At 31.7% G+C, this 16,455-nt stretch carries 17 protein-coding genes; 8 read left to right on the top strand and 9 right to left on the bottom strand.

The window, feature by feature from the left end; translation table 11 throughout:
• The first annotated feature begins 24 nt into the window (after positions 1–24).
• Positions 25–804 carry an ABC transporter substrate-binding protein gene (locus AC0L4B_RS17235; RefSeq protein WP_473437997.1) on the top strand — a complete coding sequence of 260 codons (780 nt, stop codon included), beginning with the start codon at positions 25–27 and terminating at the stop codon, positions 802–804.
• Here the strand turns inward: AC0L4B_RS17235 and AC0L4B_RS17230 are convergent.
• The 3 genes from AC0L4B_RS17230 to purU form a co-directional block, all read right to left on the bottom strand.
• Positions 787–984, bottom strand: coding sequence for a Lacal_2735 family protein (locus tag AC0L4B_RS17230; protein ID WP_473437996.1), 198 nt, complete (start codon positions 982–984; stop codon positions 787–789). The genes AC0L4B_RS17235 and AC0L4B_RS17230 overlap by 18 nt on opposite strands.
• 244 nt (positions 985–1,228) lie before the next feature.
• Entirely contained in the window at positions 1,229–1,930 is a 702-nt protein-coding gene (locus tag AC0L4B_RS17225; protein ID WP_473437995.1) for a DUF4197 domain-containing protein, read from the bottom strand.
• 126 nt (positions 1,931–2,056) lie between these two features.
• Positions 2,057–2,911, bottom strand: a complete 855-nt coding sequence (purU, locus tag AC0L4B_RS17220; RefSeq protein ID WP_473437994.1) for a formyltetrahydrofolate deformylase — start codon at positions 2,909–2,911, stop codon at positions 2,057–2,059.
• Positions 2,912–3,054: 143 nt separating this feature from the next.
• On the opposite strand from purU, the gene AC0L4B_RS17215 reads away from it, so the two are divergent.
• From AC0L4B_RS17215 to AC0L4B_RS17200, 4 genes are all read left to right on the top strand, one after another.
• Complete coding sequence (locus tag AC0L4B_RS17215) at positions 3,055–6,492, top strand: methylmalonyl-CoA mutase family protein (protein ID WP_473437993.1); 3,438 nt, start codon at positions 3,055–3,057, stop codon at positions 6,490–6,492.
• A gap of 238 nt (positions 6,493–6,730) precedes the next feature.
• On the top strand, positions 6,731–7,204 hold the full coding sequence (locus AC0L4B_RS17210; RefSeq protein ID WP_473437992.1) for an OsmC family protein: 474 nt from the start codon (positions 6,731–6,733) through the stop codon (positions 7,202–7,204).
• A gap of 264 nt (positions 7,205–7,468) precedes the next feature.
• A complete protein-coding gene (locus tag AC0L4B_RS17205; protein WP_473437991.1) occupies positions 7,469–8,008 on the top strand; it encodes a sigma-70 family RNA polymerase sigma factor in 540 nt (179 codons plus the stop codon).
• Positions 8,009–8,033: 25 nt separating this feature from the next.
• A complete protein-coding gene (locus tag AC0L4B_RS17200) occupies positions 8,034–8,681 on the top strand; it encodes a DEAD/DEAH box helicase (protein ID WP_473437990.1) in 648 nt (215 codons plus the stop codon).
• A gap of 9 nt (positions 8,682–8,690) precedes the next feature.
• Here AC0L4B_RS17200 and AC0L4B_RS17195 read toward each other — a convergent pair whose 3' ends face one another.
• Positions 8,691–9,086, bottom strand: coding sequence for a hypothetical protein (locus tag AC0L4B_RS17195; RefSeq protein WP_473437989.1), 396 nt, complete (start codon positions 9,084–9,086; stop codon positions 8,691–8,693).
• A 116-nt stretch (positions 9,087–9,202) separates the two neighbouring features.
• On the opposite strand from AC0L4B_RS17195, the gene AC0L4B_RS17190 reads away from it, so the two are divergent.
• The gene (locus tag AC0L4B_RS17190) at positions 9,203–9,643 is read left to right on the top strand and encodes an Lrp/AsnC family transcriptional regulator (RefSeq protein ID WP_473437988.1); all 441 of its coding nucleotides are present in this window, start codon (positions 9,203–9,205) and stop codon (positions 9,641–9,643) included.
• Here the strand turns inward: AC0L4B_RS17190 and AC0L4B_RS17185 are convergent, their stop codons facing one another.
• The 3 genes from AC0L4B_RS17185 to AC0L4B_RS17175 are packed head-to-tail and all read right to left on the bottom strand — an operon-like array spanning position 9,644 to position 11,988.
• The gene (locus AC0L4B_RS17185; RefSeq protein WP_473437987.1) at positions 9,644–10,399 is read right to left on the bottom strand and encodes a DJ-1/PfpI family protein; all 756 of its coding nucleotides are present in this window, start codon (positions 10,397–10,399) and stop codon (positions 9,644–9,646) included. It abuts the gene before it with no gap.
• 3 nt (positions 10,400–10,402) lie between these two features.
• Positions 10,403–10,780, bottom strand: coding sequence for a VOC family protein (locus AC0L4B_RS17180; protein ID WP_473437986.1), 378 nt, complete (start codon positions 10,778–10,780; stop codon positions 10,403–10,405).
• Complete coding sequence (locus AC0L4B_RS17175) at positions 10,777–11,988, bottom strand: MFS transporter (RefSeq protein WP_473437985.1); 1,212 nt, start codon at positions 11,986–11,988, stop codon at positions 10,777–10,779. Before AC0L4B_RS17175 ends, AC0L4B_RS17180 begins: the two co-directional genes overlap by 4 nt.
• Before the next feature lie 249 nt (positions 11,989–12,237).
• Between AC0L4B_RS17175 and AC0L4B_RS17170 the strand changes: the two genes are divergently transcribed.
• Positions 12,238–12,849, top strand: a complete 612-nt coding sequence (locus AC0L4B_RS17170; protein ID WP_473437984.1) for a DUF1684 domain-containing protein — start codon at positions 12,238–12,240, stop codon at positions 12,847–12,849.
• Here the strand turns inward: AC0L4B_RS17170 and crcB are convergent.
• Both crcB and AC0L4B_RS17160 read right to left on the bottom strand, forming a co-directional pair.
• Complete coding sequence (gene crcB / locus AC0L4B_RS17165) at positions 12,846–13,217, bottom strand: fluoride efflux transporter CrcB (protein WP_473437983.1); 372 nt, start codon at positions 13,215–13,217, stop codon at positions 12,846–12,848. The genes AC0L4B_RS17170 and crcB overlap by 4 nt on opposite strands.
• Positions 13,218–13,219: 2 nt before the next feature.
• Positions 13,220–14,266 (bottom strand): SRPBCC family protein, encoded by a 1,047-nt coding sequence (locus tag AC0L4B_RS17160; protein ID WP_473437982.1) that lies wholly within the window; start codon positions 14,264–14,266, stop codon positions 13,220–13,222.
• A 98-nt stretch (positions 14,267–14,364) separates the two neighbouring features.
• Here AC0L4B_RS17160 and AC0L4B_RS17155 point away from each other — a divergent pair, with 98 nt between their 5' ends.
• Positions 14,365–16,413, top strand: a complete 2,049-nt coding sequence (locus AC0L4B_RS17155; RefSeq protein ID WP_473437981.1) for a dipeptidyl-peptidase 3 family protein — start codon at positions 14,365–14,367, stop codon at positions 16,411–16,413.
• Positions 16,414–16,455: the final 42 nt, after the last annotated feature.

The raw sequence follows: 16,455 nt of genomic DNA, 5'->3' as shown, positions 1-16,455 counted from the left end.
ACGATCATTTTAAGCCAAAACTAAATGCTTCTTACAGACCAAATAGGCAATGTACTTGAGATAAATGCGACGCCAATACGCATCATCTCGTTGGTGCCTTCTCAAACCGAATTATTATATGATTTAGGTTTGGAAGATAGTATCGTAGGTTTAACTAAGTTTTGTGTGCATCCTATTCATCTAAAAAAAGAAAAACAAATTGTAGGCGGAACAAAGCAGATTAATTTAGATAAAATTAAAGCTTTAAAACCGGATTTGATTTTATGTAATAAAGAAGAAAACACGCAAGCTATTGTTAAAGACTGTCAATCTATTTGTCAAGTTCATGTTTCAGATATTTTTACAATTAAAGATTGTATAAAAGTAGTCAATCAATATGGTCAAATATTTAATAAAATAGAAGAAGCAAAAGGTATTGAAACTAAAATTGAAACTAATATTTTAGATTTTAAAAACTTTATAAAAAATAAGCCTACACTAAAAGTGGCTTACTTTATTTGGAAAGATCCATGGATGGTTGCAGCAAATAACACTTTTATCAATTATTTATTAGAATTAAATAAATTTGAAAACGTCTATGCTAACCTTAGTCGTTATCCAGAAGTTAGTATAGAGGAATTAAATACCAGTTTGTCAACCGATTTGGTATTATTATCAAGTGAACCTTACCCATTTAGTGATAAGCATAAAGCCGAATTTAAAAATGCAAAAACAATTTTAGTTGATGGCGAATATTTTTCGTGGTATGGATCAAGATTGATTTTAGCTTTTAATTATTTTAAACAATTAAGAAGCAGTTTGTGAGACATCTCTAGCTAAATAACTAAGTCTATTTAGTTTGTCTAGAATTTTAATAGCTTTATAAGCAGATACATCGCTGGCTTCATGATCTGTTTGACGCAAGTTGTAAGCTTGCTCAACTAGCTGTTTATAGCGTCTGTTTAGCTTGTTTTGATGTTGTTGTAGTAATTCTCTACGAGTCATTGGTTTAGTTGTTTGATTTTCAGATAATTAAATTACTTTTTTTATTTAAATAAAAAAATAATTCAGTAGAAAATATCGTAAAAAATAAAAGAGTCTATTCCTTTCTCAAAAAAACAGACTCTAATAACTAACTAAACTAACTCAGTAAAAGAAAGTTGTGAGGCGTTTTCTTTTACTATGCAAATATCTTACTTAAGTTTAGTTTAAATGTTAAGTAAATATTATTCTAAGATTAACTTAAAGATTAATCTTGTAAAGCAAATACTTTTTGTAATAAAGCTGTGCTTCTAGACCCAACTTTAGTTCTAATTTCTTGCTCTTCTACAGCTATCATTGTGTAAACACCTTTTAAAGCTTCACTTGTAACATAATCTGTTAAGTCAGGATTTACATTGCTTGTAAAAGGTATAGCATTGTATTTGTTGATTAAATTAGACCAGATTTGATCTGCTCCAACCTTGTCAAAAGAAGATTTAATAACAGGATTAAATTTGTCATATAAAGCAGTTTGTGTTTTGCTAGTTAGGTATTGTGTTGCAGCATCATTACTACCTAATAAAATATTCTTAGCATCAGTAAACGTAATCTCTTTAACAGCATTTACAAATATTGGTGTCGCTTCACCTACAGCATCCTCAGCAGCTCTGTTTAATACTTTTAAACCTTCATCAGCTAAATTACTCAAGCCAATATCACGTAAAGCTTTATCAACTTTTTGTAATTCTTCAGGAAGTAAAATTTTAACTAATTCGTTTTTAAAAAAACCATCAGTTTGGGTTAGTTTAGTCACTTGCTTGTCAATACCTAAGTCCAAAGCTTGTCTTAGTCCACCAGCAATATCTAAATCACTAACACTTCCAGATTGTGGTAATTGGTTAACAACTTGTTGTAATTCTGCACAAGCAGTAAAATTTAAAATAATAATAAAGGTCAATAATTTTTTCATGTTCTATAATTTATGGTGTAAATATACTTAATCTTTAGATGCTTTTTTAAAACAAAAACTGCGTTTATGTAAACTATAATTTAATTTAAAAGGAAATAATTGCCTGTAAAGTATCATTGTGTGTTTTTAAGAAAAAATTACAGTCTTATTATTAAATACCATTACTTTTCGTTTAAGATGAAGCTTTATGGCATTTGCTAACACAATTTTTTCTAGATCACGTCCTTTAGCAATTAAATCTTCAATAGCGTGTGTATGTGATACACGTGTTACATCTTGTTCAATAATTGGGCCAGCATCTAATTCTTCAGTAACATAATGACTTGTTGCTCCAATAATTTTCACACCTCTTTTGTAAGCAGAATGATAGGGTTTTGCACCAACAAAAGCAGGTAAAAACGAGTGATGTATGTTTATTACCTTATTTGGATATTGGTTTATAATTTTGCTAGATACAATTTGCATGTAACGTGCAAGTACTATAAAATCTATATCAAAAGTTTTGCATAATTTTAATTGCGCATCTTCAGCTTCAGCTTTAGTATCTTTTGTAACAGGAATATGGTAAAACGGAATGTTGAAGCTGTCCGCAATAGGTCTTAAAGTATTATGATTGCTAATAATAAACGGAATTTCTAAATCTAACTCACCAGAATTATAACGACCTAATATATCATACAAACAATGGTCGTACTTAGATACAAATAATGCCATTTTAGGTTTGTTATTAGCCTCATAAATACGCCATTTCATTTTAAAATGTTCAGCTAGATTTGTTTTAAAGTTGTTTTTAAACGTGTCAATATCAAAATTATTAGTTTTAAATTCACCTTCCAAACGCATAAAAAATATGTTTTGTTCTCTATCTACATGTTGGTCTATATATACAATGTTTCCGTTGTTATTAGCAATAAAATTGGTCACTGTTGCTATAATTCCTGATTGATCATTACAATTTATTAGTATAGTAAGTTTTTTCATTTTGATAACATATTGACTACTAATTTAGTCTAAAATTGCAAGGCTATTATTTCTGCTTTTAACTTTTAGATAATTACAGATTATATAGCAATATTTTTGAATATTCCGTAAATTGCAAGTCTAAAACAGATTATATTTTAAGAATGACACAAGCAACACCATATAAGCCAAAACATAAAGTTAGAATTGTAACTGCAGCAGCCTTATTTGATGGTCACGATGCCTCCATAAATATTATGCGTCGTATTATCCAATCTACAGGAGTTGAGGTAATCCACTTAGGACATGATAGAAGTGTAGATGAAGTTGTAAATACAGCCATTCAAGAAGATGCTAATGCTATTTGTTTAACCTCTTATCAAGGTGGTCATAACGAGTATTTTAAATACATGTATGATCTATTAAAAGAAAGAGGAGCAGAGCATATCAAGATTTTTGGTGGTGGAGGTGGTGTAATCCTTCCTTCTGAAATTAAGGAGCTTATGGATTATGGGATCGCTAGAATTTATTCTCCAGATGATGGTCGTGCAATGGGTTTACAAGGTATGATTAACGATTTGGTAGAGCAGTCTGATTTTGCTATTGGAGATACATTGAATGGTGAATTGGATATATTACCAACTAAAAATTCTAAGGCAATAGCTAGAGTAATTTCTTCTGCCGAAAACTTTCCGGAAGTAGCAAAAGACACTTTAGATAAAATTCATATTAAAAATAAAGCCTCTAAAACACCAGTTTTAGGAATTACAGGAACAGGAGGAGCAGGAAAGTCTAGTTTAGTAGATGAATTAGTTCGTCGTTTTTTAATTGATTTTCCAGAAAAAACCATTGGTTTAGTCTCTGTAGATCCTTCTAAGCGTAAAACAGGTGGCGCACTTTTAGGAGATAGAATTCGTATGAATGCTATTAATTCTCCAAGAGTGTATATGCGTAGTTTGGCAACTCGTCAATCTAACTTAGCATTATCTAAATATGTAAATGAAGCGGTTGAGGTTTTAAAAGCAGCAGAATACGATTTAATTATCCTAGAAACTTCAGGAATTGGGCAGTCTGATACTGAAATTATTGAGCATTCAGATGTGTCTTTATATGTTATGACACCAGAATTTGGTGCTGCAACACAATTAGAAAAAATTGACATGCTAGATTTTGCAGATCTAGTAGCCATTAATAAATTTGATAAACGTGGTTCTTTAGATGCTTTACGTGATGTGAAAAAGCAATACATGCGTAACAATAATCTTTGGGATACACCTCAAGAAGAATTACCTGTTTACGGTACCATTGCGTCGCAATTTAACGATCCAGGAATGAATACGCTTTATAAAGCCATCATGGATAAGTTGGTTGAAAAAGCAGATTCAGACTTAAAATCTACGTTCCATATTTCTGATGAAATGAGCGAAAAGATTTTTGTGATTCCTCCAAGTAGAACACGTTATTTATCTGAAATTGCTGAAAATAATCGTGCTTACGATAAAACAGCAAACACACAAGTTGAGGTTGCTCAAAAATTATACGGAATTTATAAAACTATTTGTTCAGTAATGGATGTCACATCGAGCGCAGTCGAGATGTCTCTTATTGGTAAGCAAGGACTTGATCAAGATGAGATCCTGAAGCAAGTTCAGGATGACAATAAAGATTTTATAAAATTACTTATTGCAGAATTCGACCGTGTAAAATTAAACTTAGATCCTTACAACTGGGAAGTCATTACAGGCTGGGATGAGAAAGTAAATAAATACAAAAATCCAATTTATACATTTAAAGTAAGAGATAAAGAGATTAAAATTGAAACACATTCCGAGTCGTTGTCTCACTTACAAATTCCACGAGTAGCTTTACCAAAGTACCAAGCTTGGGGAGATTTATTACGTTGGACGTTGCAAGAAAATGTACCAGGAGAATTCCCGTATACTTCAGGATTATACCCTTTTAAACGTACAGGAGAAGATCCTGCTCGTATGTTTGCAGGTGAAGGTGGACCAGAACGTACCAACAGACGTTTTCACTATGTAAGTGCAGGTTTACCAGCAAAACGTTTATCTACCGCTTTTGATAGTGTAACGTTATACGGAAACGATCCTGATTTACGTCCAGATATCTACGGTAAAATTGGTAATGCTGGTGTTTCTATTTGCTGTTTAGACGATGCTAAAAAACTATATTCTGGTTTCGATTTAGCTAATGTCATGACATCGGTTAGTATGACTATTAATGGACCAGCACCAATGTTGTTAGGTTTCTTTATGAATGCTGCCATAGATCAACAATGTGAATTTTACATTAAAGAAAATGGTCTTGAAGAAGAAGTAGAAGCAAAAATAGCGAAGCTTTATAAAGATAAAGAACGTCCTACTTATAATGGTGATTTACCAGAAGGAAACAACGGTTTAGGATTGATGCTTTTAGGTGTTACAGGTGATCAAGTATTACCAGCAGATGTGTATGCAGAGATTAAAAAGAATACCATTGCACAAGTTAGAGGAACCGTTCAAGCAGATATTTTAAAAGAAGACCAAGCACAAAACACCTGTATTTTTTCTACCGAATTCGCGTTGCGATTAATGGGAGACGTTCAAGAATATTTTATCGAGAATAATGTTCGTAATTTCTACTCGGTTTCAATTTCTGGATATCATATTGCAGAAGCAGGAGCAAATCCGATTACACAGTTAGCATTGACGTTATCTAATGGTTTCACTTACGTGGAATACTATTTAAGTCGTGGTATGGACATCAATAAATTTGGACCAAACTTATCATTCTTTTTCTCAAACGGTATCGATCCAGAATATGCAGTAATTGGTCGTGTAGCTCGTAAAATTTGGGCAAAAGCCATGAAGAATAAGTATGGTGCAAATGCAAGAGCACAAATGCTGAAGTACCATATTCAAACCTCTGGACGTAGTTTACACGCTCAAGAAATTGACTTTAACGATATACGTACAACGCTTCAAGCTTTGTATGCTATTTACGATAATTGTAACTCATTACACACCAATGCGTACGACGAAGCCATTACCACACCAACCGAAGAATCGGTTAGACGTGCAATGGCTATTCAATTAATTATCAATAAAGAATTAGGGTTAAATAAAAATGAAAACCCAATACAAGGTTCTTTTATTATTGAAGAATTAACCGATTTAGTTGAGGAAGCAGTATTACAAGAATTTGATAGAATTACAGAACGTGGTGGTGTTTTAGGAGCTATGGAAACCATGTACCAACGTAGTAAAATTCAAGAAGAGAGTTTGTATTACGAAACGTTGAAGCACAATGGAAAATTCCCAATTGTAGGCGTAAATACATTTTTAAGTTCTAAAGGTTCGCCAACAGTAATTCCTGCGGAAGTGATTAGAGCAACGGAAGAAGAAAAGCAATTTCAGATAAAAACTTTAGAGAATTTGCATAAAGCAAATGATACTAAAGCGATGCTTAAAGACTTACAACACAAAGCTATTAATAACGAGAATATTTTCGAAGCTTTAATGGATGTTTGTAAAGTATGTAGTTTAGGTGAAATTACGTCAGCTTTGTTTGAAGTAGGTGGTCAGTATCGTAGAAATATGTAAGCAGAGAACCACTTTTTGCTTTTGCAAAAAGTGTGTGAATCGCTTATCCCGAAATGGTTTCGGAATCTCAGAGAACCACTTTTTTCTTTCTTGAAAAAAGAGCGTGAATCACTTATCTCAAATTTATTTCGGGATCTCATTATAACTTTTGCTATTTGAAGCACAGTAAAGAATATTAATACATAAAATAAAAAAGCGTTTCAATATGAAACGCTTTTTTTATATTTAATAAAAAAATATGTCAATAAAACACACCTTCAAAGCACAAGTAAAATGGACAATTAATGAAGGAGAAAGTACAAGTAGCCCAAGGACTTTTAGTAGAAATCATAAAGTAACCATTGCTAATAAAGTTTCGGATTTATCCGTGTCTGCAGCAAAAACATTTAGAGGAGATGACACATTATACAATCCTGAAGATTTACTATTGTCAGCTTTAGCCTCATGCCACATGATGTCTTATTTATATGTCTGTGCACAACATAATATTGAAGTTTTAAGCTATATAGATCATGCTGAAGGTGATCTGGAAGTACTAGCTTCAGGAAGCGGAAGTTTTAAAATAGTACGATTAAAACCTATAGTCACCATAAAAAATGAAACTCAAAAGGAGTTAGCGGAAAACCTTCATGGTAAAGCAAATCAACTGTGTTTTATTGCTAATTCATGTAATTTTCCAATCATACATGAAGCTATAATACAAGTGGGATAATTTCATTTTTAAAAAAAGTTCTAAATTTTTGCATCTTTTTAGTGTTGCTTTCGTCTATTATATGAACATTAAAAACAGATATTATGAAAAATATAGCATGCACATGCAACTGTGATGGTTGCGCAAAAGGAAATTGTCAAAACTGTACTTGCGATAATTGCACGTGTACGACTTGTAATTGTTAAGCAAGACTTAAAACAGATATTAATAACGCTAGTTTTAGTAACTTTACACTAAGATTAGCGTTGTTTTTAATATAAGTTTATGGACACTAAAAACATTTGGAAATTATATGCAGAGGACATTAAATACTTTATTTTAAGTAAGGTAAAGGACGCTGTTATTGCAGAAGACTTATTACAAGAAACCTTTATAAAAGTACACACCAAATTAAATACATTAAAAGATGAAGATAAGCTTAAATCTTGGGTGTTTTCGATTGCTAGATATACGGTTTTAGATTACTTTAGAAGTAAAAAAATAGTGTATGAAATTACAGAAGAAGACTTTGTTTTTGAAGAACAAAAGTTAGAACATACTGAAGCCGATTGCTTACCAGGTATTATTAAAAGCTTACCCAAAAAATACAGAGATCCTTTGTTTTTAAGCGACATAAAAGGATTAAAACAACAGCAAATAGCAAACCAATTAAATTTAGCTTTACCAACGGTTAAGTCTCAAATACAACGTGGTCGAAAACTAATTGCTCAAGGTTTTGTAGACTGTTGTGATTTTGTAATTAATGACCAAGGATTTTTGGTTGGAGAAGTTAAAGACAAAGCAGACTGCAAAATGTGTCATTAATTAGTATCTTTGTAAACTATGGTTTTTGCCATATTTTACTTATAATATTATACAAGACATGTCTTTTAAAAAATACCATCCTTCACTTAAAGAAAATATTGAAAAAGCAGGTTTAGAAACTACAAATGCATTTCAAAAACAAGTTATGCCTTTAATTAAAGGTGGTAATGATGTGTATGCAATAGGACCTAAAGGTTGTGGTAAAACAACAGCTATGGTTATTAGTGCTATTCAAAAATTAGGAGCCGAAGCATTTGAAGACTCTCCAAGAGCTTTGGTTGTGGTTAAAGACAAACAGGCAGCTTTAGATTTAAAAGAGCGTTTTGATGTTTTTACTAAAAGAACAGACTTACGTGTGTATTGTGCTTACGAGGAATATGATTTAGAAAAACAACGTGAGGAAGTGTATTATGGCGTTGATGTTTTAATTTCTACACCAAAACGACTAAGTAAATTATACCATTTAAATAGTTTGCATTTAGGAGAACTACAGTTGTTTATGATTCATGATGCAGATTTTATTGCACGAAATAATTTACACAACTATGTTTTAAGATTAAGTGAAAGTGTACCGAAAGCTAAATTTGCAATATTTTCTGAAACCTTTAATCCAAAACTTAAAGCGTTTCAAGATTCATTTATGTACAACGCAAGAGTTGTTGACTTTAGTTAATTTTAATAATTAAAGAGTTAGCATCCAAGTCGTCTGAAGTTTTCTAAACTTTCTTATTTCTCGTTTTAATATTGGGACATAATCTTTACCGTTACTATTACAAGATTCTAAACGATTACAGTTTTTGTAAAGTCTGTTAGTTAATCTAACTACAGAAGCTATATGTCTATGTTTCTTGTCTCGACAACGCTCTAATTCTGCATTAATAATTTCTGGAGCTAAAGACTCTGAGTGTTGTACAAGATCACCAGTAAAGTAAATGTTTGCATCTTCAGATCCATCTTCATATAAATAGGATAAATCCTGATTTAGATATGCCGAAATACTTCTAGATAATGCAAAAATCTGCTTAGCTTGCTTATATATAGGCAAGTCCGATAAGTGTGAGGGTGGGTGTACAGACATTTTAATTTTTCTTTTTTATCAAAAATAACGACTAGTTTATGTTTTTTGCTTTCGATTTTAAATCAAAAAGCTATATTTGCTTTAGTTATTAAATTATTTATTAGTTTTACTTTAATATGAGTGTTGATAGCCTTAATTGGAAAATTTTGAAGTGTTTGCAGCAAAATGCAAGACAGTCTAATGCCGAAATTGGCAGACAGGTAGGAATAACCTCACCAGCTGTTTCAGAGCGTATAAAGAAAATGGAAGACTTAGGAATTATCCAAAACCATATTACATTAATTTCACCTTATGAAGTCGGTTACCAATTAAAAGCATTAATAACATTACAAGCTTTTATGGGTAAGCTAAAACCCTTTTTAGAAAAGGTAAAAACGTTTGACGAGGTAGTAAACTGCTATCGTATTACAGGTAATGAAAATATTGTAATGGAAGTCATTTTAAAAAACCACAAACATTTAGAGGCTTTTATTGATCAGTTAATTGTTTATGGCGAATGTAAAACACAAATTATTTTGTCGCATGTGGTAAAAAATAATGCAATTACAAAGTATTAACTAATCTACAATTAAATGCGGAACTGTTTTTAAATCCCAATCAATGACTAAACCTCCAGCTAAAGATTGTGCGATTTCTTTACCGTAAAGATATTCGCATAAATACAGAGCAGCCTCAAAACTTTTTGCGCCTCCTGCAGACGTAATATATTTTCCATCATGAACAAATAGAACGTCTTTTTTGATGTCTAAATCTGGATAGCGTTGGCGCATTTTATCTATATCACTCGGAAACGTTGTAGACACTTTATTATTTAAAACTCCTGCTTCGGCTAAGACAAAAGCACCATCACAATGTGAGGTTACAAATTGGGCTTCCTTGTCAATTTGTTTTACAAAGTCAATCATAGCTTTGTCTTCAAGGTCTGTGTCTAAATGGTGCTCTGCACTTGGCACCACTAAAATATCAATTTTAGGTAAGCTATCTGTTACATAATTATAGTCTGGTAACAAACGCATACCTTCAAAAGTGGTAATAGCTTGGTCTGTATTAGCTACAGTAAAGACATTCATAGCTTTAATATTTTCTCTAAAAATAGTGTGCTGAAAAATATCAAAAGGAGCAGTTAATTCAGTATTAAAAGTGCCATCCATAATTAAAAACGCTACATTATATCTGTTGGGTTTTAAGTCTGGAAATTGTTTTGTTTTAACAACGGTTTTTTTGTTGGTATTGTTAAGATCTACTTTTTTGTTTTCAATATTATTACAGCTTACTAACAATATTAGGGTCAAAATATATAATGTGTTTTTCATAATTTAATCAATGCGCCAAGGTGGATGTATTCTGTTATTACCAGCTTTAAATAATATAATTTGATTTCCGTCAGGATCTAATAATTTTGCTTCTTTCCAAAGCCAAGATTTATCTTCAGGTTGAGATGTAAAAGTAATTCCTTTTTGTTGTAGTTGAATAACTAATGATTCTAAATTATCATCTTCAAAGTAAATTGTAGTATTGTCGTTATTTTGCATACTTTCATTTAAATGAATAGAAAACGTAGCATCACCATCAGGACATAAAAATCTTGCGTAACGTGGTAAAGCGTCAACAATAAGTTTAAGGCCTAATTGCTTGTAAAAGGTAACAGCTGTTTTTAGGTTTTTTGACGAAATAGTCACTTGGTTTAAATTCATGATACATTGGGTTTTGATTTCATGTATTGTTTTAACATAAATAATAAAAGCATACATAATGCACCAAGTCCAGACATGATGTACCATGTATTATCATATCCATAACCTTCCACTAGTTCCATGCCTGATTTATGTCCAAAGATATGAGCAAATGAAAAGGCTATAGAATACAAAGCCATGTATTCGCCTTGATTTCCTTTCTTGGCTTGTTGTAATGCAAATGCATTGGCAAAAGGGAAGGCAATCATCTCTCCAACGGTCATTAAAAACATCCCGAAAATTAATATTCCAGTCCAATTAGTAAAGTTTAGTATTAAAAAGCTAGTGGCTGTTAAGTAGGCACCAAACAATATTAAAGTGGTTTTTGTAAAACGAGTACTTTCTAAATATTTAATTAATGGCATTTCTAATAGAAATATAAAAAAACCATTGGCACCAAGTAATAATCCAATTTGAAGCTCGCTTAAAACATGAATTTCTCTGTAATATAGAGGCATAGTTGAAAAATATTGTAAGAATATAAAACCAAATAAAAACAGTGCCAATAAAAATATAATAAACGGTTTGTCCTTGTAAGCAGAGTATGGATTGTCTACAACTATATTATCTTGGACGCGCGTTTTTTTAGGGTTTAATACTTTAACTAGTAATAATGTTGCTGCAATACATGTAATGCCATCCACCCAAAACAAACCTCCATAACCTAAGCCAACAATTATTAATCCACCAACAGCTGGGCCAGCTGAAAATCCAAGGTTAATAGCTAGTCTAATTAGGGTAACGCTTCGTATTTTGTTTTCGGGTTTACTATAAGCACTTAAGGCTACAAACATGGCTGGTCTAAACATATCTGCAACAATCATTAGTATAAAAATACCCAGTGATAAACTAAATATATCTTTTAAAAACTGTAAGGCAATAAACATGAATCCAGAAACAAATAAGCTAAAAACCATAATTTTGTAATAGCCAATTTTATCTGTTAGTTTTCCGCCTAACCAAGATCCTAACACAGATCCTAATCCAAAAGCGGTCATAATAGTCCCAACGTTAGATAATGTAAAACCTAAGTCTTCGGTTAAGTACAACGATAAAAAAGGAATAACCATAGTACCAGCTCTATTAATTAATGTAATTAAAGATAGCCACCATACTTCTTTTGACAGTCCGTCAAAAGTACTAATGTAATTTTTTAATAGTTTTTTCATAGGTTTGGTTGTTGTTATAAATGTAAAAAGTCCAACCGTTAGGTTGGACTTTTTTGTATTGTATTAATTGATATTTATATCATAATAACATATAGCAAGTCCAACTACTTGTATCTCTACAAGAGTTTTGTTTACTTAAATATGTAATGACTAAATTCATTTTTCTTCAATTTGTTAAGTCAAAGCTAATCAAAATTTTGAATAAGTTGTATTTTTGAAACAAATTTTTAAAATAGTTTTTCCAAAGTAATGGTACGATATATAACTTTCTTTTTAATACTTTTTGTTACTATTGGTTGTGGTCAGGATAAAAAACCTTTGTTAGGCGACACTCCTTTCCAGCGTAAAATGAATGCAGATTTTAAAGATGCAGCAAAATCTCCATTAACAGATAGAGATCGTAAAGTGTTTTCTACGCTTGATTTTTTTAAATTTGATAGCCTATATGTTGTTACTGCTAATTTTAAAAGCACTCCAAACCAACCGTCTTTTAAAATGAAAACGACTACAGATAGAGTAGTGGATTATAAAAAGTATGGCGAAGTAACTTTTAATTTAAATAATAAAACACTTAAATTAAATGTATATCAAGATATTGAAATGGCTTCAGAATTAGGAGAGGAGGAAGCTTTGTTTTTGCCATTTATGGATAATACCAATGGAGTCGAAACTTATAAAGGAGGTCGTTATATAGATGTGAAGCTACCTAAGAACAATCAAATGTTAATCGATTTTAATACAGCTTACAATCCATATTGCGCATACAATAGTATGTATTCTTGTCCTATTGTACCCAATGACAATATTTTATATGTTCGTATTGAAGCAGGTGTGAAAAAGTATACTAAAGTTATTCCTTAAAACTGTTTAGCTAACCATATACCTAAAAAAACAGCTAAAAAACCTAGTATAAAACTAGCAATAGTATATATAGCAAAGCTGGTAAAATCTCCAGATTTTAAAAACATATGATTTTCATAGGCAAAGGTTGAAAACGTTGTAAAACCACCACAAAATCCTGTCGCTAATAATAAGGTTTGATTATTGCTAAGGGTATTGTTTTTAAGTGCCAAACCTAAAATTAAACCAATTAATAAGCTTCCTATAATATTAGCTAAAAAGATACCATATGGTATTCCGTTTTCCGAGTTGTTTAAAGTTTTTCCAATACCGTAACGTAGTACACTTCCAAATCCACCACCAATAAAAACTAGTACAAGTTGTTTCATATTTAATGACTTTGTAATGTATCGTTATCAGGCGCTAATGGTAAATAAATTTCTGTAATCCATTCTGCTGGATTTGCAGTGTTTGTTGGATCTGTCAAGTAGACTTCTAAAGCAACACCAGTTTGATCTGCAATTAAATTATTATCTTTTTGGTAAGCCATAGCAGTGTTCCACGCTTCTTCAAGATTTGTGTAATTTCCTTTTAAAGTGGTTTTTAAAGCTTTAAAAGGTAGCAGTTGACCAGTTAAAATATCATCCTCAGTCGTTATTACTTTGTCAGCAGTTGGCATAGCACAAGAAAACATGACTGAGTTGTTTTCTAAATCCCATTTATGATAAATTACAAAAGGTGCACCAGAAGGGATGATGTTATTTTTTGCAAAATACTGTCCAACTTTAGGTAGCATGTCTTTGATTTTATCTTTAAAATTATCCATTTTAGCAGAAGTGGTATTGTATAAATAAAAGCCTCCTCCATGTTCAGTAACACCATTTACTTTTACACTATATTGTTTCATGCTTTCAACCACTTTTTTATCTAATAATTCCAAACTACGCTCATAATAAGGTCCGATTTGCTTATACATTCCACCAGAAAAAGCACTATAAGCTTTAAATCCAAAAGGAAGATTGTTACCAGAAATTGTCCAAGTCACATCAGTGCTACCATCTTTATTATCTTCAAATAACCAAGTCACTTCAGAGCTTGGATATTCTCCAAACTGCATAGTTTGTGTTATGGTTTTATTAGGATTGGTATCTGTAGTAGTCATTGTCCCAGTTTCCGTATTATCAATCCAAGAGTATGAGCCATTAATCCCTTCCGTTTTTTCTGGATATGTAATAGTCATGTCTGGTTTTTCTTCAACCCAAGTATTCCAATCTTCCCAATTTTTAAAATCAATAACTTCATTATAAATTAAACTAGTAGGAGCTTGTATAGTCTTGGTTCTTGAAACACTGTAATCATTTGGTTGTACAGCAATATAAATAGCAATTGCTATGATAGTAATTAGTAGTAAAAATAATATGTATTTAAAGTATTTCATTGGTTTTGGGAGTATTGAAAGGTTTATTATTTCAAAGATAATCAAATTATAATATGTCAAATAATCTTATCTTTAGACACTATTAAAAACAAACTAACATGAAATTAAAATCAATATTAAGTGCAGCTTTTATAGCAACACTTTTAGTGTCTTGCGGAAACGAGAAGACCAAACAGGAGGAAACTCCTGAAACAGAAACAAAGCAGAGTGTTGAGACTGCTTTTGACTTTAATGTCGAAGAATTTGCAGATATTAAAATATTACGTTATCAAATTCCAGGATGGGATAAACTAACCCTTAAGGAACAAAAACTAGTATATTACTTAACACAAGCAGGATTAGCTGGTCGCGACATAATGTGGGACCAAAATTACAGACATAATTTAAAAATTAGAACAGCTCTAGAAAATATTTACACAAATTTTAAAGGAGATAAAAGCACAGATAATTGGTCTGCTTTTACAACTTATTTAAAGCGTGTTTGGTTTAGTAATGGGATACATCACCATTATTCAAATGATAAATTAACTCCAGAATTTTCTCAAGATTATTTAAAAAGTATTTTAGCTGAGACTAATACAACTTTAGAAGGTGAAGCTTTTGATGTTATTTTTAATACACAAGACAGTAAAAAAGTAAACCAAGCAAAAGGTGTAGATAATGTGTTAGAAAGTGCTGTTAACTTTTATGGTCCTGATGTGACTAATGCAGATGTTGAGTCTTTTTATGGTAAAATGAAATCTCCGGATCCTAAAAAACCATTGTCTTACGGGTTAAACTCTCAGTTGGTTAAAGAAAACGGAACTTTAAAAGAACGTGTTTATAAATCAGGAGGTTTATATGGTAGTGCAATTGATGAAATTGTAAAATGGTTAGAACTAGCTCAAGGTGTGGCAGAAAACGAAGCACAAGGTAATGCCCTAAGTTTATTAATTAAATACTATAAAACCGGAGACTTACAAACATGGGATGATTATAATGTAGCATGGACTGCTGCAACAGCAGGAAATGTAGATTATATTAATAGTTTTATTGAAGTTTATAATGACCCATTAGGTTATAGAGGGTCTTATGAAACGGTTGTACAAATCAACGATTTTGATATGTCAGCAAAAATGGCTGTTTTATCAGAAAATGCACAATGGTTTGAAGATAACTCACCATTAATGGATGCACATAAAAAGAAAAACGTCGTCGGTGTAACTTACAAAGTCGTTAACGTAGCAGGAGAAGCCGGAGATGCCTCGCCAAGTACACCAATAGGTGTGAATTTACCAAATGCAAACTGGATTCGTGCAGCAGTTGGAAGTAAGTCTGTGTCTTTAGGAAACATTATTCATGCCTATAATAATGCAGGAAGTACAGGTCGTTTAAAAGAATTTGTACATGATGATGAAGAGTATGAGCTTGAAGAAAATTATGGGCAATTAGCAGATAAATTACATACCGCTTTACACGAAGTTATTGGTCATGCTTCAGGACAATTAAATCCAGGTGTTGGAGAAACAAAAGAAACGTTAAAAAACTATGCATCAACACTTGAAGAAGGTCGTGCAGATTTAGTTGGATTATATTATTTATACAACCCTAAATTACAAGAATTAGGTTTAGTTGAAGATTGGAAAAAAGTAGGTATGGCTGCTTATGATGGATACATCCGTAACGGATTAATGTCTCAATTAATTAGACTTAAACTTGGTGATGACGTAGAAGAAGCTCACATGCGAAACAGACAATGGGTTAGTGCTTGGGTTTTTGAAAAAGGGAAAGCAGACAATGTTATTGAAAAAGTAACTCGTGATGGTAAAACATATTTTAACATTAACGATTACGAAAAATTACATGACTTATTTGGAGAATTATTGCGAGAAACACAACGTATAAAGTCAGAAGGCGATTATAAAGCTGTAGAAGATTTAGTAGAAGGTTATGGTGTAAAAGTGGATCAAGCAATTCATGCTGAGGTTTTAGAGCGTAATAAGCAATTTAAATCTCCTCCTTACAGTGGTTTTGTTAATCCTGTTTTAGTACCAGAAACTGATGCTGATGGAAACATCAAAGCTATTAAAGTAACACAACCAGAAAGTTTTGAAGGTCAAATGTTATTTTACAGTAAAAACTATAACTTCTTACCAGAAGAAAATTAAAAAAGTTATAACGCTGTAGCGGAAATAAAAAAGCCTTAATCT

The sequence above is a fragment of the Olleya sp. NP1-10 genome (assembly GCF_055804415.1).
Note: the sequence above shows the minus strand (reverse complement) of the source record. Positions and strands in the feature narration are given on the sequence as shown.